This window comes from Pseudaminobacter soli (ex Zhang et al. 2022), from assembly GCF_014595955.1.
Classification (GTDB): Bacteria; Pseudomonadota; Alphaproteobacteria; order Rhizobiales; family Rhizobiaceae; genus Kumtagia; species Kumtagia pseudosoli.
Genome location: NZ_JABVCF010000016.1, coordinates 35,518 through 58,842, shown reverse-complemented (window position 1 = coordinate 58,842; position 23,325 = coordinate 35,518). Strand labels below are relative to the sequence as shown.

The 23,325-nt window shown below is 62.2% G+C and carries 22 protein-coding genes; 7 read left to right on the top strand and 15 right to left on the bottom strand.

The window, feature by feature from the left end; genetic code table 11:
* Positions 1–292 precede the first annotated feature (292 nt).
* The gene (locus tag HUI96_RS24490) at positions 293–1,360 is read right to left on the bottom strand and encodes an alpha/beta fold hydrolase (protein WP_188257340.1); all 1,068 of its coding nucleotides are present in this window, start codon (positions 1,358–1,360) and stop codon (positions 293–295) included.
* A gap of 91 nt (positions 1,361–1,451) precedes the next feature.
* Between HUI96_RS24490 and HUI96_RS24485 the strand changes: the two genes are divergently transcribed.
* Positions 1,452–2,444: a GlxA family transcriptional regulator gene (locus tag HUI96_RS24485; RefSeq protein WP_237684355.1), complete on the top strand. Its 993-nt coding sequence runs from the start codon at positions 1,452–1,454 to the stop codon at positions 2,442–2,444.
* Positions 2,445–3,018: 574 nt separating this feature from the next.
* Here HUI96_RS24485 and HUI96_RS24480 read toward each other — a convergent pair.
* Complete coding sequence (locus tag HUI96_RS24480; RefSeq protein ID WP_188257339.1) at positions 3,019–3,966, bottom strand: LysR family transcriptional regulator; 948 nt, start codon at positions 3,964–3,966, stop codon at positions 3,019–3,021.
* 109 nt (positions 3,967–4,075) lie between these two features.
* Here HUI96_RS24480 and HUI96_RS24475 point away from each other — a divergent pair, with 109 nt between their 5' ends.
* Genes HUI96_RS24475 through HUI96_RS24455 form a run of 5 tightly spaced genes read left to right on the top strand, consistent with a single transcriptional unit; the run spans position 4,076 to position 9,072 of the window.
* Positions 4,076–5,263: a CaiB/BaiF CoA transferase family protein gene (locus HUI96_RS24475; protein WP_188257338.1), complete on the top strand. Its 1,188-nt coding sequence runs from the start codon at positions 4,076–4,078 to the stop codon at positions 5,261–5,263.
* A complete protein-coding gene (locus HUI96_RS24470) occupies positions 5,260–6,204 on the top strand; it encodes a hydroxymethylglutaryl-CoA lyase (RefSeq protein WP_188257337.1) in 945 nt (314 codons plus the stop codon). The genes HUI96_RS24475 and HUI96_RS24470 overlap by 4 nt, the downstream gene beginning before the upstream one ends.
* A 52-nt stretch (positions 6,205–6,256) precedes the next feature.
* Complete coding sequence (gene dctP / locus HUI96_RS24465) at positions 6,257–7,249, top strand: TRAP transporter substrate-binding protein DctP (RefSeq protein ID WP_188257336.1); 993 nt, start codon at positions 6,257–6,259, stop codon at positions 7,247–7,249.
* A gap of 9 nt (positions 7,250–7,258) precedes the next feature.
* Complete coding sequence (locus tag HUI96_RS24460; protein WP_188257335.1) at positions 7,259–7,789, top strand: TRAP transporter small permease; 531 nt, start codon at positions 7,259–7,261, stop codon at positions 7,787–7,789.
* On the top strand, positions 7,786–9,072 hold the full coding sequence (locus HUI96_RS24455; protein WP_188257334.1) for a TRAP transporter large permease: 1,287 nt from the start codon (positions 7,786–7,788) through the stop codon (positions 9,070–9,072). The genes HUI96_RS24460 and HUI96_RS24455 overlap by 4 nt, the downstream gene beginning before the upstream one ends.
* 178 nt (positions 9,073–9,250) lie before the next feature.
* On the opposite strand, the gene HUI96_RS24450 is transcribed toward HUI96_RS24455, so the two are convergent.
* From HUI96_RS24450 to HUI96_RS24430, 5 genes are all read right to left on the bottom strand, one after another.
* Complete coding sequence (locus HUI96_RS24450; RefSeq protein WP_188257333.1) at positions 9,251–9,976, bottom strand: ribonuclease activity regulator RraA; 726 nt, start codon at positions 9,974–9,976, stop codon at positions 9,251–9,253.
* A 7-nt stretch (positions 9,977–9,983) separates the two neighbouring features.
* Positions 9,984–11,723, bottom strand: coding sequence for an L-arabinonate dehydratase (gene araD, locus HUI96_RS24445; protein ID WP_188257332.1), 1,740 nt, complete (start codon positions 11,721–11,723; stop codon positions 9,984–9,986).
* A complete protein-coding gene (locus HUI96_RS24440; protein WP_425299293.1) occupies positions 11,720–12,592 on the bottom strand; it encodes an ABC transporter permease in 873 nt (290 codons plus the stop codon). The genes araD and HUI96_RS24440 overlap by 4 nt, the downstream gene beginning before the upstream one ends.
* A 17-nt stretch (positions 12,593–12,609) precedes the next feature.
* The gene (locus HUI96_RS24435; RefSeq protein ID WP_237684354.1) at positions 12,610–13,431 is read right to left on the bottom strand and encodes an ABC transporter ATP-binding protein; all 822 of its coding nucleotides are present in this window, start codon (positions 13,429–13,431) and stop codon (positions 12,610–12,612) included.
* A gap of 79 nt (positions 13,432–13,510) precedes the next feature.
* The gene (locus HUI96_RS24430; protein ID WP_188257330.1) at positions 13,511–14,518 is read right to left on the bottom strand and encodes an ABC transporter substrate-binding protein; all 1,008 of its coding nucleotides are present in this window, start codon (positions 14,516–14,518) and stop codon (positions 13,511–13,513) included.
* 131 nt (positions 14,519–14,649) lie between these two features.
* Between HUI96_RS24430 and HUI96_RS24425 the strand changes: the two genes are divergently transcribed.
* Positions 14,650–15,348, top strand: coding sequence for a GntR family transcriptional regulator (locus HUI96_RS24425; RefSeq protein ID WP_188257329.1), 699 nt, complete (start codon positions 14,650–14,652; stop codon positions 15,346–15,348).
* 122 nt (positions 15,349–15,470) lie between these two features.
* Here HUI96_RS24425 and HUI96_RS24420 read toward each other — a convergent pair whose 3' ends face one another.
* The 8 genes from HUI96_RS24420 to HUI96_RS24385 all read right to left on the bottom strand — a co-directional run bounded on the left by HUI96_RS24420 (position 15,471) and on the right by HUI96_RS24385 (position 23,261).
* A complete protein-coding gene (locus tag HUI96_RS24420; RefSeq protein WP_188257328.1) occupies positions 15,471–16,064 on the bottom strand; it encodes a hypothetical protein in 594 nt (197 codons plus the stop codon).
* Between the two features lie 266 nt (positions 16,065–16,330).
* On the bottom strand, positions 16,331–16,738 hold the full coding sequence (gene arsC / locus HUI96_RS24415) for an arsenate reductase (glutaredoxin) (RefSeq protein WP_188257327.1): 408 nt from the start codon (positions 16,736–16,738) through the stop codon (positions 16,331–16,333).
* Positions 16,739–16,752: 14 nt separating this feature from the next.
* Entirely contained in the window at positions 16,753–17,796 is a 1,044-nt protein-coding gene (gene arsB / locus HUI96_RS24410; protein ID WP_188257400.1) for an ACR3 family arsenite efflux transporter, read from the bottom strand.
* Positions 17,797–17,856: 60 nt separating this feature from the next.
* Positions 17,857–18,363 (bottom strand): arsenate reductase ArsC, encoded by a 507-nt coding sequence (locus HUI96_RS24405; RefSeq protein WP_188257326.1) that lies wholly within the window; start codon positions 18,361–18,363, stop codon positions 17,857–17,859.
* Positions 18,364–18,374: 11 nt separating this feature from the next.
* Entirely contained in the window at positions 18,375–18,707 is a 333-nt protein-coding gene (locus HUI96_RS24400; RefSeq protein ID WP_188257325.1) for an ArsR/SmtB family transcription factor, read from the bottom strand.
* A gap of 167 nt (positions 18,708–18,874) precedes the next feature.
* Positions 18,875–19,912, bottom strand: a complete 1,038-nt coding sequence (locus HUI96_RS24395; RefSeq protein WP_188257324.1) for a medium chain dehydrogenase/reductase family protein — start codon at positions 19,910–19,912, stop codon at positions 18,875–18,877.
* Between the two features lie 134 nt (positions 19,913–20,046).
* Positions 20,047–22,725 (bottom strand): arsenate reductase (azurin) large subunit, encoded by a 2,679-nt coding sequence (locus HUI96_RS24390; protein WP_188257323.1) that lies wholly within the window; start codon positions 22,723–22,725, stop codon positions 20,047–20,049.
* 14 nt (positions 22,726–22,739) lie between these two features.
* Positions 22,740–23,261: an arsenate reductase (azurin) small subunit gene (locus tag HUI96_RS24385; RefSeq protein ID WP_188257322.1), complete on the bottom strand. Its 522-nt coding sequence runs from the start codon at positions 23,259–23,261 to the stop codon at positions 22,740–22,742.
* Positions 23,262–23,325: the final 64 nt, after the last annotated feature.

Genomic DNA, 23,325 nt, shown 5'->3' with positions numbered 1-23,325 from the left:
GAGGTCGCGGGCTGGCCCGGAGCCTCTGTGGCCGCCAAGGATGCGGAGGCCGCCATCCCCAGGAGCACGGTGCGTCTTAGGCAAGATACACCGGCCCCGGGCAAACCGGGACCGGCGGATCGCAGCGCGCGAAATCCTCCAGCGGATTGAAGTGTCACAGAATGGCAATCCGCGACCACCGACCTAGAGCATGATCCCTAAAAATGGATGCCGGTTCCCGGAGAAGATCATGCTCAAAAAAGAGATAGATTATGATGCCGATTCGGCGAAACGGCACCACGACTAGCGACGGCTACTTTGCTTCCAGGCTAGCCTTCCATGCGCAGATACCGATGAAGTCATCGGCTGCAACTTGATCATTCTTGACGAGTTGGCTTTCCTTGTCGCGACACACGACCGTGTAATCCGCGTATCCCGCCATATCGACGAGGATCTGATCCCAATGGCGGTACTGTACCGTGTGGCCCTCACCGGGATAGACGGTGGCTTTCGCTACATTCGGGAGCGCTGCCTCCCACTGCTTCATCTCTTCAACGGTAACCGCCTTGTCGGTCTCTCCGTAGTAGAGATAGGCGGGAGCGGTGATCTTCGACGCATCGACGACTGCATCGGGGCTGCAGGGCAGCAATCTCTCATGCGTAAGCGCAGCCGGGTCCCCTAGCTGCCCGCCGACATAGAAGGACCGCGTTGCGTCGGCATATGCTCGTGTCTGCCAGCCCGGGATGACCAGGACCGGCGATCCCGGCACTCCCCACCAGTCCTTCGGATTGTGGGTGTACTTCGTGTTTCGCTCGTTCACTTGCTCAATGGTCTCTGAGCAATTCGGAGCTGTGCGCGTGGGCAGCGTGCGTGAAACCGCGGCGCCGAGATGGAGGGAAATCACCCGATCTGGCGCGGCAGCCGCCACTTGCGCGGCGTAGGCGCCGCCACCGGAGATCGCCATGATGACGAACTTGTCTACGCCGAGATGGTCAAGGACGGCGAGAGCTTCGCGGGTGTAATCGGCGTAGCCAAGTTCCGCATTGAACTCGGATTCGCCGAAACCGTTACGCTCGACAGAGATCGCACGAAGCCCCAGCGCCTCGCGCGAGGTGCGCGCGAATTCCGTGAGTTGAAAGGCTTCCAGGCTGGTGCCCTGACCACCGACAAACAGAACCGCACGCCCTTCTTTGGGACCCTCATCGATGTAGTAGGATGTGCGCCCGTCCCTTGTGAGTGCGTGAACCTCCGCGCCGATGTGATCGAACGTTTCCTGCAGATCGATCGAATCCGCGCTCTTTGACGGCATGTTCCCTGCATAAGCAGCACCGGCGCTTACGAGGCTCAATGCGGCCAGTGCCGCGGTGAATACCCTAGTCATTATTCCTCCACATAAGGTGTGCGGCGAACCACCGCGGGAGCGAATCTAGGTTGAAGCGCGCGTTCGCACGCTGCACCATACGAAACGATCCATGCAGTTTCCGCAATTGAGTCTGCTCTTTTCCCCTTCGGATGAAGTCGTAGACATTACCCTTCTGGTCCTGCCGGAAGTGTCGCTCCTGTCGCTGGCTGGCACCTTGGAACCGCTTAGGGCGGCCAACCGGGCAAGCGGAAGGAATCTGTTCCGCTGGAAACTGGTCAGCCCTGACGGGGAGCCGGTAACGACCTCCAGCGGCGTGCCGCTTGGGGTACAGGATGGCCTCGATCCATCAAAAGTCGATGGTGCTCTCATCGTGCTCGCCGCATTCAATGTGGATCGATATCTGGACTCAGACTTGCTGGGACGGCTGAGGAGAATTGCAAAGAAAGGGGTTCCCATAGGCGCCGTCGAAGCAGGGTCATGGGTCTTGGCATGGGCCGGATTGCTGGATGGACGAAGTGCCACGACACATTGGGAAGATCTTGACCGGTTTGCCGCAGCCTTTCCCGAGATTGCCGTGAAACCCGACCGGTTTGTAATAGATGGCAACCGGTTCACCACTGGCGGCGCCTCGCCGGCGCTCGACATGGCGCTCTATCTGATCCGGAAGAGACACGGCTATTCACTCGCTCTCGAAGTGGCATCGATCTTCATTTACGAGGAAGTGCGAACAGCGGCCGACCCGCAGCGAATGCTGTCGCTCGGAACAATGACGTGGCAGGAACCGCGTTTGTCCGAGGCCATCAAGATCATGGAAGCAAACATAGAAGAGCCTCTGTCCATCAGGGAGATTGCGAAGAGGGTCGGCCTGAAGGAACGAATGCTGGAACTGCTATTCAAGAAGGTGGTCGGCGTGTCGCCACGCACATGCTATCTGAACATGCGCCTGAAGACAGGACGGCGGCTGGTGCTCGACACCAGACAGTCGATCACCGAGATCGCAGCACAGACGGGTTTTAGCTCTGCTTCGTCCTTCGCCAGACAGTTCAAGACAATCTTTGGCGTGAGCCCTGTCTCGGCGCGCAAGAGAACCAGCCCTCTGTAGGCAACGTCGCCACCATGTCGGCGGCACGTGGAGCGATTGCCTCCTTGTTGCCGAGCGGGGGGGTGAGGGCAAAGATTAGAACTTGGCCCAGGCGCAGCTTGCGACTTTTCTGGAACACGGCAGCGCGGGATTGCCTCGCCAGTGGTGCAGGCGCTTGATAGCGGCTGAAACCAAGTCTCAGGGATTAGTCGATCGTCGGTAATGAGGGGGCGCCCCCCGTGCGACATCCATTTAGAGGGGCGGCCAAGAACAAGCAGGGCGATCACTGGTCCTGCGGCGAACCTGTCGGCGTGTGTCACTCAAGGTTGCATTCAGAGTTGTCGGGGGGCAGCTTCCCACCCGAAGCCGACTTACGTCTGCCAGATGTGAGCGGCAGCTATGCGCCGCACGTCGGCCGTGGGATCAGCTTTGCCGCTTCCTGAAAGCTGACATCGCCGCCGCCACGCTGGAAGTCGTGGGAGCAGTCAATCGAACACCCTACATCGTTGTCCGTTACGCCCGTTTGACCGTACGTTTGCAGAAAAGCTTCCAGCGCCGCGTGGGTGCCCGAATATCTTCGGGAGCGAGACTCACATCAGTTGCGGCCATCCGATTGCCCACTCAGCAGCCGCGCCTCCCATATGCCGATGTGCACGGCGTCGGCAACGAGTTCAAGGATCTCCCGTCTGACCGTCTCCAGGGCGAAGGTCGCCGGCCGCTCCGCCATTTCGCAGATGTAGAGGGTGCGCGAGAGTTCGGGCTCTACGATGGGCCTGAAATGCAAGGCGCCGCTCTCAAGATGCTCCTGCATGAACAACTTGGTACCAATCACGCAGCCGAGACCGGCGAGCAACGAACCGCTAATCGCCTGCACGGAGTTCATCTGCAACTTGGCTTTGGCCTCTATCTTCTTGAGCAGGCCAACATCGTCCATGATGGCGCGCGCCGAGACGCCCTGCCGCAACAATATGATCGGCAGTTCGAGCAGGTCGCGGAACGGGATCGGATCGCCGGTATCGCCAATTATCTCCTTTTTGCCGACACAGACCATGCGCTCTTCCAGAACCGCCTCCGTCTTCAGGCGCGGATCGACCGGCGGATTATAGACCAGCGCGAGATCGACCTCGGACGCCATGAGATGCATCAGGGTCGAGCCGGAAAGGCTCTCCGTCAAGGAAAGCCTCAGCTTCGGATAGTCTGCGAGCACTTTTTTGGCGAGAGAGACGCCAATCGCCTTGACCGCCGAATAGGCCATGCCGACCGATACCTCCCCGGAAATCTCACCGCCCGCCTGGCGGATATCCCTCTCGGCCGCCGCCATCGCCCTGAGTATCGCCTTTGCATGCACGTAGAGCCGCTCGCCGGCGGCCGTCGGCTGCATCCCGCGGGGCTTGCGCGCAAATAGGGCGCTGCCGAACTCGGCTTCCATGTTCGACATATGGTGACTGAGCGCCGAGGCGGCGATACGCGTTGTCTCGGCGGCGCCCGACAGTGTGCCATGCTCGTAGATGGCAACGAAGTAGCGGAGTTGGCGGGTTTCCATGTTTCTATTTTCCAGAAGCTCTGGTTAGAAACATTATAATTTCACGACATATCGGGCAACGCTATCCTTTTCCGTCGAGACTGGGGCAGCGAGGAGCCCGAACACGCGGATGGATAGACAGTTCAAACCCTTGGCGGGGATTCGCGTGGTTGAGATGAGCCACATGATCATGGGTCCATCCTGCGGCATGTTCCTGGGTTTCCTCGGCGCCGAGGTCATCAAGGTCGAGCCACCGGAGGGCGACAAGACCCGCAAGCTTTCCGGTATGGGACGGCCGATGTTCCCGCTCTTCAACCGCGGCAAGAAATCCGTCCAACTCGATCTGGAGACGGAATGCGGGCGGGAGGCGCTTCACAAGCTTTTGGGAACGGCCGACGTGTTCGTGGAAAACTTTCGCGACGCTTCGCTGTCCAGGATGGGAGCCGACCTGGAGCGGCTGCGGATCGACTATCCCGGTCTGATCCTGGCCTCGCACAAGGGCTTCCTGCAAGGGCCATACCAAGAGCGCACCGCGCTCGACGAGGTCGTGCAGATGATGACCGGTCTCGCCTACATGACCGGGCCGAGCGGACGGCCGCTGCGCGTCGGTTCTTCTGCGAACGACATCATGGGCGGGCTTTTCGGCGCCTTTTCGGTTCTTGCCGCACTGCTGGAGCGCCAAGAGACCGGCAAGGGGCGAAACATCCGCATTGGTCTTTTCGAGAACTGCCTACTTCTGGTTGCGCAGCATATGGTGCAGTTCGAACTGGAGGGGAGGAATCCGCCGCCGATGCCGGAACGGGATTTTTCCTGGCCGGTCTACGACATCTTCAATACCGCAGACCGCCGGCAAATCTTCGTCGGCGCCGTGACGGAAGGCCAGTGGGCCGCCATGTGCAAGCTTCTGGAACTCGACGCGCTACTCTCCGACCCGCGCCTCCTGACTCGCATGGATCAGATCGAAGCCCGCGACTGGACGGTTCCAATTATCGAGAAGGCGATCGCCGGCCGCGAGGCCGATGGCCTTCTGAAGGCGTTCGAGGCGCTGGGCATTCCCTATTCGCCAATCTCCAAGCCGAGCGACATGTATAGCGACCCGCATGTCATGCGTCCAGGCGGGCTGGCGACATCGCGAATGCCGGATGGAGCGACGTTCCGCGCTCCTTCGCTGCCCTTCGAGATCGATGGCGTGATGCTGGCCGGCGGTGGAGACCTGCCGGCGGTCGGAGAGGACACCGACGCGGTTCTGAGCGAACTGGGTCTTGACCAGCGAGAGATCGCGGCTGCCCGTGGTGCACCAAAAGCGGAGGCGGCATGACGGGCGTCTTGGACATCTATCCTGCCGGCAGAATCACCCTGCGCGAGGTCGGGCTTCGCGATGGACTGCAACTGGTCAAGAACTTCCCGTCGACCCAAGCCAAGCAGGAATGGATCCGGTGCGAATATGCGGCCGGCATGCGTCATTTCGAGGTCGGTTCATTCCTGCCGGCCTCCCGGATGCCGCAGTTCGCCGATGTGCGGGAGATGATCGAAACTGTCGAGGCGCTGCCAAGCGCCTTCAGCATGGCTTTGGCGCTGAACGAGCGCGGCGCAGCGGACGCGCTCGCAACGGGCGTCAACGAGATCGTCTGCGTTGTTTCGGCCACCGAGGAGCATAGCCAGGCCAATGCGCGCCGTACCCGTGCGGAGGCGGTCGACCTGGTGCGTACGGTCGCGCGGATGCGGGACGGATCCGGTCGTCGCCCGCTCATCAATGCCGGCATCGCGATGGCGTTCGGCTGCTCGATCGCTGGCGCGGTCGCCCCCGCGCAGGTCATCGCGCTGGCGGAACAATGCCTCGAAGCCGGAGCCGATATCGTCGGCATCGCCGACACGGTCGGGTTTGCCGGTCCGCGGCAGGTCGGCGAGCTGGCAGGTGCAATGACGCGGCTTTGCGACGCCCGTCCCTACATCGTCCACCTTCACGACACGCGCGGCATGGGGATCGCCAATGCCTCGACCGCGCTCGACGCGGGTGCGCGCGTGCTGGACGGCTCGCTCGGCGGCTTGGGTGGATGTCCGTTCGCGCCCGGGGCGACCGGCAACGTCGTCATGGAGGATCTCGTCTATCTCTGCGAGACGAAAGGCTTCCGCACGGGCATCGATCTTGATGCGTTGACTGCGGTCCGCGAGATCCCGGCGGCGGAAATGCCACAAGAACAGCTTTTCGGTGCCGTAGCGCGCGCGGGGCCTCCGCGAACGATCGTATGGCGCAGCTGACGGGCGGAAACCGGCGGCAATAACAATTCACAGCAAGCCCAGGGAGGAGACGATGGCAAAACTAGGAAAGGGACTGGCCGCGCTTGCGCTGTCCACGTCCTTCGTCACGATTGCGCAGGCCGCCGAGACAATGCGCTGCAGCCACCAGTTGCCGCCGGCGCACCATATCGCCGTTGTCGTCGACAAATGGGCGGCTGAAGTCGAGAAGCTCTCGGAAGACGAAATCGATGTTCAGATCTTCGGCGCCGACAGCCTGGTCAAGGCCAATGACAACATCCTGGCGGTGGCCAAGGGTGACATCGAATGCGCCTTTTCTCTCAATTTCCAATGGGGCAAGACGCTGCCGCTGATGAATGTCACGGTTGGCCCCTACACGATGTCGTCGATCGAGGCCTGGAAGAAGTGGCCGACGTCCGAAGCCGCCGCATTCCTTGAGGAGAAGCTGGCGGAAAAGGGCATCAAGAACATTGCCTGGATGTTCCAGACCAATACCAGCGTCTTCACCTCGAAGGGCAAGCCGCTGACCAAACCGGAGGATTTCCAGGGCCTGAAGATGCGTGGCATCGGCCCTGCCTTCGACCGTGGCCTGGTCGCCATGGGGGCCACCACGGTGTCGATGCCGGGCAGCGAAGTTTACCAGGCGCTCGCTACCGGCGTCATCGACGCGGCGATCACCGACGTGGCGGCCGCCTATTCGCGAAAATATTACGAAGTGCAGGACCACATGACCGTGGTTCCGGTACTCGCGGCCTATCTGCACGGCTACGTCAACCCGGCCTGGTACGACGGCCTGAGCGACAAGTCCAAGGCGGCGCTGAAGCAGGCGGGCGAAGCAGCCGCCGGCTGGGCGCTGGAAGCCTCGATCGAAGCCAGCGCCCACGCACCCGACCAGCTTCGCGAAAAGGGCGTGACGGTGCACATCGCCACCGATGAGGAGAATGCTGCGTTCCAGGCGGCGATGCAGCCCTCCTTCGCCGAAGGCTTTGCCGAAGAGTCCGGCGAGGACGGCAAGAAGCTGCTCGAACTGATCAAAAAGATCAAATAGGCGGGCGAAATGGCTGGGGTGGTCGAAGCAGGGGAGGGGCCGGCGGCCGCCGCCTCCCGTCTCGAACGTATCGCAGGAGCGATCTCCTGGATTTCTGGAGTGATTGCGGCCCTGCTGATTGTTATCGTCCTCGCGATCACGGCGCTTAGCGTCTTCAAGCGCTATGTTCTCGGCCACTCGCTGCTCGGCGTTGATGAAGCCACTGGTTTCCTCGTCGTGGCGATCGTCATGGCAGGCGCCGCGGAGGCCTACAGGCGCGGCGACCATATCGGCATCGACCTCCTTCTGGAGAATGTCGGCTCCCGGACGCGATGGCTGCTGGATCTGTGGGCCGACATCGCCGTTCTCGTGTTTTCGGTGCTGCTGCTGGTCACCGCCTGGCATACGGTCGCCTTCTCCCGCCAGTTCGGCGCGTATTCCTCCGGCTATCTCGAGTTGCCGATGTGGATTCCCCAATCCACCATGCTGCTCGGCGCGGCGCTGCTCGGTCTGGTGTCGCTCGCCAAGATTATCGGCCGCATGGCCGGGAGCGGGCGATGACCATCTTCCTCGTCCTGTCTCTGCTGCTCGTCTTGCTGCTGACCGGGATGCCGATTTTTGCGGCGCTCGGCCTCGCTTCCCTCGTCGTGCTCGCGGTCTTCGAAGGCAGCATCTACAGCATGGCCGACACGGTCTTCGCCAGCCTCAACAACCCGCTTTTGGCGACCATCCCGATGTTCGCCTTCATGGCCTATGTGATGATCAAGGCGAAGGTCGTCGACGACCTCTTCGACATGGCCAACAAGCTGGTCGGCCATGTGAAGGGCGGGCTCGGCTTCGCAACGATCCTGTCCTGCACCATCTTTGCCACCATTTCGGGATCGTCGGTGGCGACGGCGCTGACCATCGGCTCCACGGCCATTCCGCAGATGCAGCGCTTCGGCTATCGGCCGCGTGACACCTACGGGATCATCGCCGCCGGCGGCACCCTCGGCATCCTGATCCCGCCGTCCGGGCCGATGATCCTTTATGCCATCGTCACCAATGCCTCGATCGGCGCCCTGTTCATCGCCGGTTTCCTGCCCGGATTGGTGATGGCCGCCATCTTCGCCGCCTTCAGCTGGTTTCAGGCCAGGAAACGCAAGGATCTGATATCGCCTGAATGGCCGGGCACCGCTGCTGTCGCGCGCGCCTTCTTGAACTCGATCTGGGCTGTCATGATGCCGCCCATCATTCTCGGCGGCATCTATTTTGGCATTTTCACCGCGGCGGAGGCCGCGGCGATCGGTGCCGTTTACGCGCTGCTGGTCGCGCTGCTGGTCTATCGCAATCTCAGCCTTCGCGATCTCCTGGACTGTTCGATCGAGACGATGCGCACGAGCGCGATGCTGTTCATGATCATCGCCGCCGCGGGCATGTTCGGCCATGCGGTGACGATCATCCGCCTTCCTGCCGAGATCATCGAAAGCGTGACCGCCCTTGGGCTGTCGCAGACCGGCTTCATCCTGGTCGTCATGTTCGCGATCTTCATCCTGGGCATGTTTTTGGAGACCATCGCGATCATCCTGATCACCACACCGATCATCCTGCCGGCACTTTTGGCGTTGGACATCAACCTGATCTGGTACGGCGTCATGCTGATGATCAATCTGGAACTCGCTCTGATCACGCCGCCGGTGGGCATGAACCTGTTCGTCATCAAAGGGATAACCAACGCCCCGCTCAGCGAGGTGGTCCGGGGCGCACTGCCCTACGTGCTCCTGCTGATCGCAGGACTGTTTATAGTCTGGGCATTTCCCCAGCTCTCGCTCTGGCTGCCGCAGTCGGCGGGTTTTGGGCGATGACGCTGTGAGGAATCCACACTCAGCAGCAACAACGGTCGCCCGGTCCGGGAGTGCCTTTGCTACAGACTACACTTTGAGGATCTGGGGAGACGCTCAGTGCCTCGCTATCCTTGGCGCGTTCGGAGCAGATCGATGATCGAGTTGCCGAGTGCGCGTTGGAAGCGGTAGTCCAGAGGATCTATTTCCCGTTTTTGCTGCGCCAAGTCTCGTACTTCGCCTGATTTTCTTGCTTGGTGCAGGGATAGAGCCCGATGATCGAAGCCCCAGCCTCAATCTCCTCGAGTACGAACTCCTCGAAGGCTTCCATGCCGCTGCATTCGTCGGCAATCTCATCGACCAGGTGCACGGGAATGACCATCACGCCGTCCCGATCGCCGACAAGCACATCACCGGGAAAGACCGCGACGTCGCCGCACGAGATCGGACAGTTGATCTCGATCGCTTCGTGAAGCGTCAGATTCGTGGGCGCGGACGGCTTGGCGTAATAGGCAGGCATGTCCAGCGCGGCGATCCCCTCGGCGTCGCGAAACCCGCCGTCGGAGACAACGCCAGCCGCGCCGCGAAGCGCAAGCCGCGTGAGCAGGATCGAACCGGCCGTTGCGGCTCGTGCATCCTTGCGCGCGTCCATCACCAAAACATGGCCGGGCGGGCAAGTCTCCATCGCCACCCGCTGCGGGTGATCCGGATTGCGGAAAACGGTGATCGGATTGCGATCTTCGCGTGCCGGGATATACCGCAGGGTGAACGCCTGGCCCACCATGGTCTCCGTCTTGGGGGAGACGGGCACGACGCCCTGAATGTACTGGTTGCGCAAGCCTCGCTTGAACAGCGCCGTCGCGATGGACGCCGTCGAAATCATCTTCAGCTTCGTACGTGTCTCGTCGGAAAGAACGTCGTCTGACATCGTGACCTCAGAAGATGTCCGGCTCGCCCGCGGTGCGGCCGAAGTCGGTTTTCAGGAAATCGAAATCGCAGCCCTGGTCCGCCTGGGTGACGTGGCGGGCGAACATGTAGCCGTAGCCGCGCTCGTAGCGCGCAGGCGGTGCGGTCCACAGGGCCCGGCGACGGGCGAGTTCGTCTTCGGCGACCAGCATATCCAGCCTGCGGTTCGGCAAATCGAGCCGCACCAAATCGCCGGTCCGCAGCAGAGCGAGAGGACCGCCAACGTAGCTTTCCGGTGCCACATGCAGCACGCAGGCACCGTAGGAAGTGCCGGACATTCGCGCGTCGGAAATCCGAAGCATGTCGCGGTAGCCCTTCTTGATCAGCGCCTTCGGGATCGGCAGCATGCCCCATTCCGGAAAACCAGGCCCTCCTTGAGGACCCGCGTTGCGCAGCACGAGAACGTGGTCGGGCGTCACGTCGAGGTTCTCGTCGTCGATCGCCGCCTTCATCTCTGGATAGCTATCGAAGACCAGTGCCGGCCCCTCATGGAGATAGAAGCGCGGGTCGCATGCCGCAGGCTTGATAACCGCCCCGTCTGGGCAGAGATTGCCGCGCAGCACCGCCAGCGAGCCCTCGTGATAGACGGGGTTGGAAAGCGGCCGGATCACGTCGTCGTTGTAGACCTTCGCACTCTCGATATTCTCGCCCATCGTCCGGCCGGTGACCGTCATGACCGAAAGGTCGAGGCGATCCGCGAGTTGCTTCATCAGCGCCCGCAGCCCGCCCGCATAATAGAAGTCCTCCATCAGGTAGTCTTTGCCGGCGGGGCGCACATTGGCGATCAGCGGCGTTACGCGGCCGAGCGCGTCGAACTCGTCAAGCGTCAGGTCGACGCCCGCGCGGCGTGCCATCGCAATGAGATGCACCACAGCGTTGGTCGAGCACCCCGTAGCCATCGCCACAACGGCCGCATTGCGGCAGGTCGCCTGGGTGACGATCTTGTCAGGCGTCAATTCCTCCCACACCATTTCGACGATGCGCCGGCCGCAGTCAGCGCCCATGCGCTGATGGTTAGAGTCCACTGCCGGGATCGAAGACGCGCCAGGCAGCGTCAGGCCCATCGCGTCGGCGATCGCCGTCATGGTTGAGGCTGTTCCCATGGTCATGCAGGTGCCGGCCGAGCGCGCGATGCCGCCCTGGATGCCCAGCCACTCCTCATCGGAGATGTTGCCGGCGCGGCGCTCGTCCCAGTACTTCCAGGCATCCGATCCAGAGCCGAGAAACTTTCCAGCAAAGTTTCCACGCAACATCGGCCCCGCCGGCAGATAGATCATCGGCACGCCCGCGCTCAGTGCACCCATCACCAGCCCTGGCGTGGTCTTGTCGCATCCGCCCATCAGCACCACGCCATCGAGCGGGTGCGAGCGGATCATCTCCTCGGTCTCGATCGCCAGTAGGTTGCGGTAGAGCATCGATGTCGGCTTGGTGAAGCTCTCGTCGACCGACAGCGCCGGCATTTCGACCCCAAAGCCGCCGGCCTGGGCGACGCCGCGCTTCACGTCCTGTACCCGCTCGCGGAAATGCGAATGGCAGCTGTTCAATTCGGACCAGGTGTTGAGAACACCGATGATCGGCTTGTTGCGGAAGTCCTCTTCCGAATAGCCGAGTTGCATCATGCGAGAGCGATGGCCGAAGCTCCGCAGGTCGTCAGGTGCGAACCAGCGTGCCGAACGCAGATCGTTTGCGGTCTTTCGAGCGCGGCTCATTCCTTCATTCCCCATTTGCGGATGGTTCGGCGCTCGATGGTCTGGAAGACGAGATTCTCCACGGTCAGACCAATGGCGATGACCGTCAGCAAGCCCGCGAACACGGCCGGAATGTCGAGCAGATTGCGGTTCTCGAAGATGAACCAGCCGAGACCGCCTTGGCCGGACGAGACACCGAACACCAGCTCCGCGGCAATCAAGGTGCGCCAGGCAAATGCCCAACCGATCTTGAGACCGGTCAGGATCGACGGAAATGCAGCGGGGATCAGGATGCGCGTCACATAGGAAAAGCCGGTCAGCCCATAGTTTGCCCCGACCATCCGCAGCGTGCGCGACACGCCGAGGAAACCGGAGTGGGTGTTGAGGGCAACCGCCCAAAGAACTGAGTGAACCAGCACGAAGACAAGGCTGGGCGTTCCCAGGCCAAACCAAATCAACGCGAGCGGCAGCAGCGAGATGGCCGGCAGCGGATTGAACATTGCGGTCATCGTCTCGAGGAAGTCGGTGCCGATGCGGGTGTTGATCGCTAGTACGGTCAGCAGCGCCGCAAGCAGTGTGCCGGCGGCGTAGCCCATCAGAAGAACCTTCAGCGTCGTGCCGATGCGGGCCGGCAGAGTCCCATCGGCGAAGCGGTCGATCAGCGTGGTGATCGTGTCGCTGAGGGTAGGAAACAGCAGCGGATTGTCGAGGTAGACGGCATATGTCTGCCAGAGCACCGCCAGAATAAGGATGATCAGTGTCTTGCGGACGGCTCCGATGCCCCAGACAAGTTCTGCTGTGCTGAGTTTCTGCTCCACGGGAGCCAAGTTGGCGTGAGCCGGGCGGCTGCCGATGTCGCCGTCGGACAAGATGATCTGGGGCTTGGCTATCAAAGCTTCCTTTGGTTTCATGACGTGGCCCCGGACCTGACTTGCTCTGAGAAGAGAAGATTGTGGATCTCGCGTTCCAGATCGGCTGCGCTGCCGTCGCCCATGGAGGCCCGGTCAACGTTCACCACCTCCGCTTTCACCCGGCCTGGATGCGGCGACAGGAGCAGGATCCGATTGGAGATCTTGATCGCCTCGGCAATGGAATGGGTGACGAAGATGACCGTGAATTTCGTGTCATCCCACAGTTGCAGAAGTTCGTCCTGCATCTGACGACGCGTCAATGCGTCCAGGGCGGCGAATGGTTCGTCCATGAGCAGGATGTCGGGCTGCATGGCCATGCCTCGGGCTATGGCAACGCGCTGCTTCATGCCCCCCGAGAGCGTGTGCGGATAGCTGTCGATCGCGCGCGTCAATTTCACCTTGTCGATGTAGGCGCGGGCTATGTCGCTGGCTTGCTTCTGGGAGAGCTTGCGCGCGACGACCAGCGGAAACATCACGTTCTGAAGCACGGTCTTCCAGGGCATCAATTGGTCGAATTCCTGGAAGACCATCATCCGATCCGGGCCGGGCTTGGTGACCGGCCGCCCGTTGATGCAGATCGAACCAGCGGCGGGTTTCATGTACCCGCCAACGCCCTTCAGCAGCGTCGACTTCCCGCACCCCGACGGCCCGAGGAGGACGAAGCGATCGGATCTCGCCACGTTGAAGGAGACGTCTTCCGTCGCCGTCACGAGCAGGCTGGGAGTCTTGTAGCGCAACGTGACGTTATCGACCGTCAGAAGCGGTGACCTTGCACCGCCCGGCCCACGCATCGTGCCAGATACTGCAGTTTCGGACATCTTGATTGCTTCGTGCTGGCTGACATGGCGTTCAAAGGCCGGCCAGGACATTGCGGATCCTCGCCTGCACAAAGACACGTCAGTTGCCATTGAGGTCCGCGGAGTCTGCCAGGTAGTAGTCTGTCCAGGCAGAGGGCATCGCTTTCAAGGTGCCGATCTTGTGCAGGTGAGTAGCGAACTTCATCGTCCCCTGGGGGTCGGTTCGGTAGTCATCAAGGAATCCTGGCTCGTTGATGATCGCCATAAGATCATCGACTGAGGTCTTGTCACCCGAAACCTTCTTGTAGGATTCAAGCGCTGCCTTCGGGTCCTTCTTGATCATCCCCACGGCTTCCTTGGTGGCGTCGCGGAGCGCTTTAACCAGAGTCGGATTCTTTTCAGCAAAATCCGTGGTCGTAAAGAAGGTCGCTTGGGTCAGCCCCCCGCCGAGGATCTCCCGGGAGTCGGTAACCCTGTGCACGCCAGGCTGCTTCAACTCGATGTACTGAAAGGGCGGAGCCGAGAAATGACTCTTGACCTCGTGGTTAGGGTTGGCGATGGCCGCGACCGCGTCCGGATGGCCGAGTTGCACCGTATTGGCATCGAACTTCTTGACCTGATCCTCGCCATACTTGGCTGCGGCGGCCATCTGCAGAAGGATCGCCTGGGTCGAAACGCCTACGGTTGGAACGGCGATCTTGTCGTTCGGACCAATATCATCAAGCGATTTGATGCGCGGGTCATTGGACACCATGATCACCGGTTGCGCCGAGCTCGGAATGATGCCCTTCACGCGGCCTTTGGTGCGGTCCCACAGAAGCAGCAAATTGCCGGTTCCAGTATTCACAACGTCGACGTTCCCGGCGAGCAGGGCATCGGTTTGGGCGCCGCCACCCGAGAACGCGCGCCACTCCACAGTGAGCCCCTTCAGCCCCGCAGCCTCGGCCTGCTTCTCCACAAGCTTTTGCGTCTCCATGACATGGCTGGCCAGATACAGGATGCCGGGCTGGCGAGTAATCAAGAGCGTTGTCTTCTCATCCGCCGGTGCCGCAGCGGATAGCCCGATGAGGGCCGCGAGGGCGGTGAGCCCAAGTGTCAATTTCCGCATAAAATCCTCCTCCCGGAATTGAATGGCAGAACAGTCGCCTTCGAAAGCGACGATGCCACAGATACACTAAAACATCAGTGCATCAAAATTATTTTCGGTGTAACGGTGTCTCACGGCCGCAGGAGCGATGGATGTTGATCAAAGATGGTGTTGCGCAACTCGACCGTTCCCGACAGGTCGCGGTGCAGGTCTACGACATTCTCAAGGACAGGATATTGTCCGTCGCGCTGGAGCCGGGTGTGGTGCTTTCACGCGCCGCTCTGCAGCAAGAGTTCGGCGTCAGCCAGACGCCGGTACGCGATGCCCTGTTGCGGCTTCAAGAGGACGGCTTGGTCGACATATACCCTCAATATGCCACCAGAGTGTCTAGGATCGATGTAGAGCATGCGCGGCAAGCTCAGTTTCTGCGGTTATCCGTAGAGATCGAAGCCGTGCGACGGCTTGCTGCTGACACGCCAGTTGAAACTGCGGCGGCCCTGGCTTCCATTCTGGAACAGCAGCAGCAGGTGGCTCATCCGTCCACTTACGATCAGTTCGATGTTCTGGACCGAGAATTTCATCGTGTGCTCTATGAGCGCACCAACAATCCGCTTGCATGGAAGGTGGTCCGCCGACAGAGCGTCCATCTGGATCGCTTGCGCCGCCTCAACCTCCCCATGCCCGGCAAGCTGCAGTCGTTGCTTGAAGATCACCGCGATATCCTGAAAGCGATCGGTCGGGGTGATTCGGATGGCGCTGCTGCCGCGCTCCGCAAGCATCTATCCGGAACGCTTTCTATGATCGGTGCCATCCGTGAACGATTCCCGAACTACATCGTGCAGTCCGAGTAGCTGGTTCGGCGAGACACAACGTACCGATCCGAAAAGCGATCGCGGGGCGTAGCAGGGATGAATGCGCGATCGCCATTGTTGGGCGTCCATTCAGCGAGTCGGATCGTTTTGCCCTGGTTGAGCTAATCTGCATTCTGAAGGCAGAGCTCGCAGAGAAAGACCAATTCGGAAGTGGCCTGGCCCATTCTGCGACATGCAGAGATTGTGAGCGGATGACCGCTTAGTACCGCCACCGCACCTGACGAATCCAGCCCGCGTTCCAGCAGCAGCGGGAAGAAGTGGTAGAGCGACCAGAAGGCGAAAGCATAGGAGACCCACGCAAGCATCAGGCCCCAGTAATCGGGCCTTCGCATGGCCGCGGCAACGGCGGTGCGTCCGACAGCAGGGGATGGTTTACCCGGTTCGGCGGAACGCATGGGAGCATCGCGGGAGGCGTCAATGGCGACGAAGTAGAGGCCTCCGCAGACGAACGTGTTGACGGCCGCCATGACGAGCAGCACGCCCCGCCAGCCTTGCGTCTCGATCAACTGCTGGATGATCGGGATGAAGACCGTGCTCGCGAAACCGCTCCACAGCGTCAGCGCCGTGATTCCCTCGCGGGCGTTTAGTGGCCCGACGCGGCGGGCGATGACCGCGAAGGCAGTGTCGCGGCCTGCATGCAGCCCAGGACCGCGAGCACGACGTAGAATGCCGCGAGCCCTTCGACCTGCGACCATGCGACGAGCGGCACGCCCGCGAGAATGGATGCGCCGGGCCGGACATCAGGACACGCCCGTGGCCGCGGTCGATCGCGGCGCCAAGGGGATAGGCCGCGAGGCCCGCCAGCAGCATGCCGACCGTCGCCGCGCTGTAGAGTGTGGGCTTCGACCAGCCGAGATCGGTCCGCATCGCATGCGGCATCCTCACGGGATGGCAAATTCAATTTCGATGATCTTCGAAATAAGCTTCGTTGAACCCGCTGTTCAATCGGCAGCGCTGCGGCTCAGGGCGCCGGGACGACTATCTCTCCCTCCTCCTTCGTGAAGGGACCGATATTGGGGTTCGGCAGGATGTTGAGCACGGCTTCCGAGGGACGGCAGAGCTTTGTGCCCAACGGCGTTACGACGATGGGGCGGTTGATGAGGATCGGGTGCGCCAGCATGAAGTCGATCAACTCGTCGTCGCTCCATTTCGGGTCGCCGAGACCCAGTTCCGCATACGGCGTGCCCTTCTCGCGCAGCAACTGGCGCGGCGTGATACCCATGGCGGCGATCAGCTCGACCAGTTTCTCCCGCGACGGCGGGTTCTTCAGGTACTCGATCACTTTCGGCTCCTCGCCCGACTGCCGGATCATGGCCAGCGTGTTGCGGGAGGTGCCGCAAGCCGGGTTGTGATAGATCGTGATGCTCATCTGGGCCTCCTCTGTCATCCAGGCTGCTTCACGGCTGCGCCACGCTCGTACCAGCCTTTTGAGCGGTTCACGATCCAGACGACCGAAAGCATCACCGGGACCTCGACCAGGACGCCGACGACAGTCGCAAGCGCGGCCCCCGACTGCAGGCCGAACAGCGCGATCGCTGCGGCGACCGCCAACTCGAAGAAGTTCGAAGCTCCGATCAGGGCCGATGGTCCCGCGACGCAGTGACGCTCGCCCGACACCCGGTTGAGCAGGTAGGCGAGGCCCGAGTTCAGGTAGACCTGGAAGAGGATCGGCACGGCAAGCAGCGCGATCACCATTGGCTGTGCGATGATCTGTCCGCCCTGGAAGGCGAAGAGCAGGACGAGGGTGGCGGGGAGCGCCAGCAGAGAGATGGGGTGCAGCCGGGCTAGCAGCCTGTCGAGCGCCGCCTGTCCTCCCGAGGCGAGCACCCGGGACCGAACCACTTGGGCGACGATCACGGGCAGAACGATGTAGAGCGCCACCGACAGTACGAGCGTGTTCCATGGCACCGTGATCGCCGAGAGGCCAAGAAGCAGCGCGACGATCGGGGCGAAGGCGAGGATCATGATCGCGTCGTTGAGCGCCACCTGCGAGAGCGTGAAATTCGGCTCGCCCTTGGTCAACGCCGACCACACGAAGACCATTGCCGTGCAGGGGGCGGCGGCAAGGATGATCAGCCCGGCGATGTAGGAATCGATCTGGTCGGCGGGCAGGTGCGGGCGGAACAGCCATCCGACGAAAAGCCACCCAAGCAGCGCCATCGAGAACGGTTTTACGGCCCAGTTGACGAGGAGCGTCACGCCGATGCCGCGCCAGTAGGTGCCGACCTTGGCCATGGAGGCGAAGTCGACCTTGAGCAGCATCGGCACGATCATCAGCCAGATCAGCACGGCAACGGGCAGGTTGACCCGGGCGACCTCGGCATGGGCGACCGCGCCGACAAGGCCCGGCAGCAGGTAGCCGAGGGCGACGCCAGCGACGATGCAGAGCGCGACCCACACGGTCAGGTATTTCTCGAAGAAGCCGATCCCCGCGGGAGCCTCGCGGCCCGCCTTGACTGCGATAACCGTCATGATGTGATCCTTGGTTCAGCCAGCGTTCGGAGAGGACTGCCCGATCTCGCGAAGGCGCTGCTGCAGCGCGAGCCGGTCGATCGAAGCATGCGGCAGCGAGAGGAAGGCCAATATGCGGCTGGAGAGCATGCGGTAGGCCTCTGCGAAGGCGAGGTGCTTCTCGGCGTCGGTTCCCTGTGCCGCTGCCGGATCGGGGATGCCCCAGTGCGCCGTCATGGGATGGCCGGGCCACACGGGGCAGCTCTCCTCCGCCGCGGCGTCGCAGACGGTGAAGACGAAGTCCATGTGCGGAGCGTCGGGCGCGGCGAACTCGTCCCAGCTCTTGGAGCGGGCGAAGGAGGTGTCGTAACCCATGCCGTTCAGCAGATCGATGGCGAAGGGATGGACCGTTCCCTTCGGGTAGGATCCGGCCGAGAACGCCCGGTACCCGTTCTCGCCGAGCCGGTTCAGGATCGCCTCGGCAAGGATGGAGCGGGCGGAGTTGCCAGTGCAGAGGAACAGCACGTTGTAGGCCTGAGTCATGGCAGGCTCCTCTAGCAGCCGCAGGTGATGGCCTCGATCGCGGGCTGGCAAAGCTCCGGAGCGCCGTTGCAGCAATCCTCCATCAGGAAGGCGAGGAGGTCACGGAAGCCCATCATATCGGCGAAGTAGCGGATGGTGCGGCCGTCGCGCTCGGCGCGGACGAGGCCCGCATGTCCGAGCGTCTTGAGGTGGGTGGATGTCGTGTTCTGGACCGTGCCCAGCCGGGTCGCGATCTCGCCTGCCGGAATGCCATCCGCGCCGGCGCGCACGAGGAGCCGGAAAATTTCGAGCCGGGTGTCCTGGCCAAGTGCCGCCAGGGCGGCGAGGGCTGCCGTCTTATCCATATATCCGCAAATCCCGATACATCGGAGCGGATATAGGACGACGAGAGAAAATAGGCAACGGGGAAGTTACGGCTTAACGTCCTTGCAGTTTGTCCTGCTACGGAACCGCTATTCGCGCCGAAACCGGACACAGCCTAGAAGTGGCCCGGATAAGGGACGGTCGCGCTTTAATCAGCGTTGCAAACCAACACCAGCTTGCCCCTGACCGATCCGCCGCCGATCAGTTCTTGTGCACGGCGGGCCTCACTGAGCGGAATCCGGTCAGCGATCATTGGCTTGATCTTTTTGTCCAGGAGCAGATTAAGCACCGTGCTCAAATCTTCCCGAAACCATGCGGGTCTCCACCGTTTCAGGTACTGTATGCTGTAGGGGAGAATGCGTCGTCTGCCGGGTGAAAGGAAAGCACGGAGCGCGTACCATGCAGGGCGCAGTATGCCGCGAAGACGGTAGCGCAAACCACCTTCAAGCCGGCCTTTTTGTAAGAACGAGGTGAAGCCATAAGCGATAACGCGGCCGCCCGGTTTCAGAGCCTGAAATGACCGCCAAACATTGGCTTCTCCAACGCCGTCGAAGACGATATCCACACCGTCACCGGTCAGGCGATGAATCTTTTCGACAAAGTCGCTCTTCTGGTAGTCGATCGGCGTGGCGCCCAGATCCGATACGATCTGATGATCCGCCAGAGATGCGGTGCCATACATTTCCAGACTCGCCAGACGGCCAAGTTGCAGCAAGGCGGTGCCGACTCCTCCGGCCGCGCCATGAATGAGTGCCCGTTGTCCTGCTGAAGCATGTGCAACGCGATGGATCATCTGATGGGCCGTTACATAGTTCAGCACAAGGCTCACGGCCTCGGCGGGATCAAGGCCGGCGGGAACAGGAGTGAGGTCACCCTCGGGTAGGCAGATGTATTGGGCGTAGCCGCCATGAATTGGCAGTGCAGCAACCATTTGACCGACCGCTATATTGGAGGCTCCCTCTCCGGTTTTTTCCACTACACCGACAATGTCCCATCCCGGCGTGAATGGCAGGGTAGTTTTTTCCGGATGGATACCCTCCCGCATCAGCATGTCTGCGAAGGAGACGCCAGCAGCGAACACGCGCACCCGCACCTCACCTCGGCCCGGCTCTGGCGCCTCTTCCTCAACGGTTTCCAAGACCTCCGGCCCGCCAAATCGACGAACGACGATTCGGAGAGATTTCATGTCAGCCTCCTCCCAGTTGCTCTTGGTCTGCGCAGGCAAGCGCAAGGCCCAAGCACACACACGGTCACGAGAGAACGACCGGCCAGCAAGAGGCCGCGACGGCCGTGCGCCGCGGCGGCCGAGGTCGCGAATAGTCAGCCGGCCCTGTACTGCTGCGACTTGAACGTCAGGTGATGCACGCTGCCAGGCGCATCGGCCAGCTTGCGGATATCGGCCCAGGTCTGCTTGTAGTTCGGGATGATCAACTCGTTGGTCCCGGGGTCGACGACATTGCCCTGCACGCCCATGGGATTGGCGAACTGCATGAATGTCTCGCCTGGCCGCGCCGTGGGCGTCGGATAGACCATCGCCTGCGTCGAGCCCGCGTCGTTGTAAACCTCCACCAGGTCGCCTTCCTTCACGCCGACCTTCTTCATATCCTCCGGATGCATCTCGATGAACGGATAGGGCCAGCGGTCCATCACCAGTTCGTTTCCGACGTCCAGGTAGGCTGATTGCCAAATGTGGTTGGTTCGGCCGTTGTTGATCAGGAAGGCGTACTTGTCCTTCTCCTCCTGCTTGCCCGGAGCCTCCAGCCCGCGCCAGGCCGCGTGCATGAATCGCGCCCTGCCGTCCGGCGTGTTGAACTTCCCGTCGGCATAAAGGCGCTTGGTGCCGATGATGCGTTCGGCCCCGGTGGTAGGCACCTGCGCGGCGGCTGCGTTCGGTCCCTGCTGCTGCACGGGCTCCTTCCCGCGCGCTCCCTCGATCGCCGGGCCCTGGATGATCATGCCGTGCTGGGCTCCGGTCGTGGTCTCGCCGCGCGAACTGCCCACGACGGCGGGGCCTCCCTCGATCGCGACGGCGGGTTCCTGGAAGCCATTGGTGCCCATGGCGCGAAGCCGGGCGTAGGTCACGTACTCCCCGCCCTTTTCGTGCTGGTGGTAGCCGTCCATGAAGGCGTCTTCCTCGGTGTGCCAGTCGAAGCCGTTGAAATTCGCGGCGAGGTCCTTCTTGCCCATCTCGTTGAAGACCCGCTGCATGTGGTTGGCGATACGGGCCGCGATCAAGCAGTCCGGCATGGCCTGCCCGGGCGGGTCCATGTAGCGCTCGGTGAGCCGCATCCGCCGCTCGCCGTTCATCGAGGTGAGGTTCATTTCGCCGCTGGTGGCGGCGGGCAGGATGACGTGGCAGGCCTCGCCGATCTTGGCCGGCACGATGTCAACGTCGACCGCGAACAGGCCGCCGTCATTTATCGCCGCGACAATGGCATCCACCATCGTCTGTCTGTCGCCATAGGCTACACGGGTCATGGCATCCTTCACCTTGTCGGTGCGGACCTTGTAGGCGGCCTTGAACACGTCAGCGTTCAGCGTCGTCTTGTAGTGGTCGCAGCCCCAGATGTGATGCACGCCGCCTTGGCCCTCGATCAGCAGCCTGTCCACATAAGGAGCCGGGCGGCCAATGAAGTCCGCTGCCGGCCGCGAGTATCCCTCCTGGTGGCCGCCGAGCCGAACCACGCCGCCTCCCGGGCGGCCGACGTTTCCGGTGGCGAGCGCGACGTTCACCAGCGCCCCGTTGGTGCGGTAGTTGTCGTTGCCCCAGATCAGCCCCTTCTCGTAGGCGAACATGGTGCGACGGCGCTCCCCGCCCTGCTTGGGTTCGGCGATCCATCTCGCGGCTTTCCGGATGTCGTCCGGCGAGAGGCCAGTGATCCCTGCTGCCTCCTCGAGCGACGTGCGGTTTCCTTGGCGCGCGGCGGCGAAGGTGGTCAGGATCGCCGGGTGCGCCACGTCGGCTTGGGACTGGGACCCTGCCTGTGTGGCAGTACTGGCCTCGATGAAGGCCTGGTCGACCCAGCCTCTGTCGGCGATCTCGGTGAAGAGCGCGTTGAACAGCGCCAGGTCGGTCCCGGATCTTATCTTCAGGTGCAGCACGTTTTCCGGCCCGGCTTCTGCTTCGCAGACGGCGACGGTCGGGGTGCGGCGCGGGTCGACGATGACGATCCTGGCGCGGTCGTGCGCCTCGCCGGGAAGCTGCTCGTTCTTCTTGTCCAGCGAGGTGCCCCGGAGATTGGTGACCCAGTGGTTCAGAAAATAGTTGGTCTGCGTCTCAAGCGGGTTTGCTCCGACCACCATGATCGTGTCGGCAAGCTCGGCGTCCTCGTAGCAGTTGTTGAGCTCGCCCACCCCCATGTCGCGAGTGCCGTGGACCTCGGAGTTGTAGGCCGGGCGATTGTGGATGCGGATGTTCTTCACCTTCATCGCACCGAAATAGAGCTTCCCGGTGCCCCAGGTGTTCTCATAGCCGCCGCCGGCGCCGCCGTGGTCATAGGCGGAGACGAAGAGCGCGTCCTCGCCCTTGTCGGCGATCACCCGTGCGGTGACCCGAGCCACGAGGTCGAGCGCGTCGTTCCACGAGGTCGGCTGCAACTGGCCGTAGCGCCACACCAGCGGGTCGGTGAGACGCCGCAACTGGGTGCTGCGGGCGCGGCTGTAGCTCATCTCGGCCATCCGGGCACCGCGGATCGAGCCCAGGCCGGAGTTTACGACGCAGTCCGGGTCCGGCTTGATGACCATGTGCACGTCCCGGCCGTCCTGCTTGACGATGTTGTACATGGAGGGCGAGTACCAGGCTGCCGTCTGGGCGGGCTGCTGGAGGGACAGGTCGACCCCAAAGATGTTCTGGTCGGGCGCGGTGCCGCCCTGGCGGTTCACGTCCCAGCTGTAGGCGTGATAGCCGCAGCCGACGATGCAGTAGTGGCAGACCACATTGTGGACCTTAGCATCGGCCGGGATGATCGGCAGGCGGTCAATTTGGCGTTTGTAGGCCATGGCAGATCCTCCCTTCAAAGTACGTTGGAGAGGCGGCCGTAGAGGAGTTCGTCGAGCCCCTCGGCGAACACGTCGCCATTGTCGTCAACGCGGAGGGTGTATTGCGGCAGGTTCTGGGTGGCCTGGCCCCAGATCTCCAATCCTCCCGCCTCGCAGTCGAACCGGGAATAGTGCCCGGGGCAGTTCAGCGTGCGGTCATCGGGATTGTAGGCGAGAGGAAACCCCTTGTGCGGACAGACCGTAGTGAAGCCGACGATGTCGCCCTCGGGTCCCGCGCCGCCTTCGACCTGGCGGCCGAGTTTGATGAGCACGCCGGGCGCGTCCTTATCGGGATATGCGACCTCGAGCGGCTCGTTGACCTTCAGGTCGGCGACATTGGCGAGGCGGTTCGAGGGATACTCCACCCGCGCCATTGCGGCCTGCGCCTTGGCCTCCCTGGGCAGCGTTGCGGCGGCTGCCGCTCCGGCGGCCGCGATAGCGCCTCCCTGCAGGAAGCGGCGACGGCCGAGGTCGACCATTCTCTTGCAGCGTTCCATGCGTTCCTCCCGTGTGGCGAGCGGCAGCGCCGAACACGCGCTAGCCCCCTGCCAGCCCGCGAAA

Coding starts and splice junctions, on each gene's coding strand:
- HUI96_RS24490 (WP_188257340.1), bottom strand. CDS start 1,360: ATGACTAGGGTATTCACCGCGGCACTGGCCGCATTGAGCCTCGTAAGC.
- HUI96_RS24485 (WP_237684355.1), top strand. CDS start 1,452: ATGCAGTTTCCGCAATTGAGTCTGCTCTTTTCCCCTTCGGATGAAGTC.
- HUI96_RS24480 (WP_188257339.1), bottom strand. CDS start 3,966: ATGGAAACCCGCCAACTCCGCTACTTCGTTGCCATCTACGAGCATGGC.
- HUI96_RS24475 (WP_188257338.1), top strand. CDS start 4,076: ATGGATAGACAGTTCAAACCCTTGGCGGGGATTCGCGTGGTTGAGATG.
- HUI96_RS24470 (WP_188257337.1), top strand. CDS start 5,260: ATGACGGGCGTCTTGGACATCTATCCTGCCGGCAGAATCACCCTGCGC.
- dctP (WP_188257336.1), top strand. CDS start 6,257: ATGGCAAAACTAGGAAAGGGACTGGCCGCGCTTGCGCTGTCCACGTCC.
- HUI96_RS24460 (WP_188257335.1), top strand. CDS start 7,259: ATGGCTGGGGTGGTCGAAGCAGGGGAGGGGCCGGCGGCCGCCGCCTCC.
- HUI96_RS24455 (WP_188257334.1), top strand. CDS start 7,786: ATGACCATCTTCCTCGTCCTGTCTCTGCTGCTCGTCTTGCTGCTGACC.
- HUI96_RS24450 (WP_188257333.1), bottom strand. CDS start 9,976: ATGTCAGACGACGTTCTTTCCGACGAGACACGTACGAAGCTGAAGATG.
- araD (WP_188257332.1), bottom strand. CDS start 11,723: ATGAGCCGCGCTCGAAAGACCGCAAACGATCTGCGTTCGGCACGCTGG.
- HUI96_RS24435 (WP_237684354.1), bottom strand. CDS start 13,431: ATGTCCGAAACTGCAGTATCTGGCACGATGCGTGGGCCGGGCGGTGCA.
- HUI96_RS24430 (WP_188257330.1), bottom strand. CDS start 14,518: ATGCGGAAATTGACACTTGGGCTCACCGCCCTCGCGGCCCTCATCGGG.
- HUI96_RS24425 (WP_188257329.1), top strand. CDS start 14,650: ATGTTGATCAAAGATGGTGTTGCGCAACTCGACCGTTCCCGACAGGTC.
- HUI96_RS24420 (WP_188257328.1), bottom strand. CDS start 16,064: ATGGTCGCAGGTCGAAGGGCTCGCGGCATTCTACGTCGTGCTCGCGGT.
- arsC (WP_188257327.1), bottom strand. CDS start 16,738: ATGAGCATCACGATCTATCACAACCCGGCTTGCGGCACCTCCCGCAAC.
- HUI96_RS24405 (WP_188257326.1), bottom strand. CDS start 18,363: ATGACTCAGGCCTACAACGTGCTGTTCCTCTGCACTGGCAACTCCGCC.
- HUI96_RS24400 (WP_188257325.1), bottom strand. CDS start 18,707: ATGGATAAGACGGCAGCCCTCGCCGCCCTGGCGGCACTTGGCCAGGAC.
- HUI96_RS24395 (WP_188257324.1), bottom strand. CDS start 19,912: ATGAAATCTCTCCGAATCGTCGTTCGTCGATTTGGCGGGCCGGAGGTC.
- HUI96_RS24390 (WP_188257323.1), bottom strand. CDS start 22,725: ATGGCCTACAAACGCCAAATTGACCGCCTGCCGATCATCCCGGCCGAT.
- HUI96_RS24385 (WP_188257322.1), bottom strand. CDS start 23,261: ATGGAACGCTGCAAGAGAATGGTCGACCTCGGCCGTCGCCGCTTCCTG.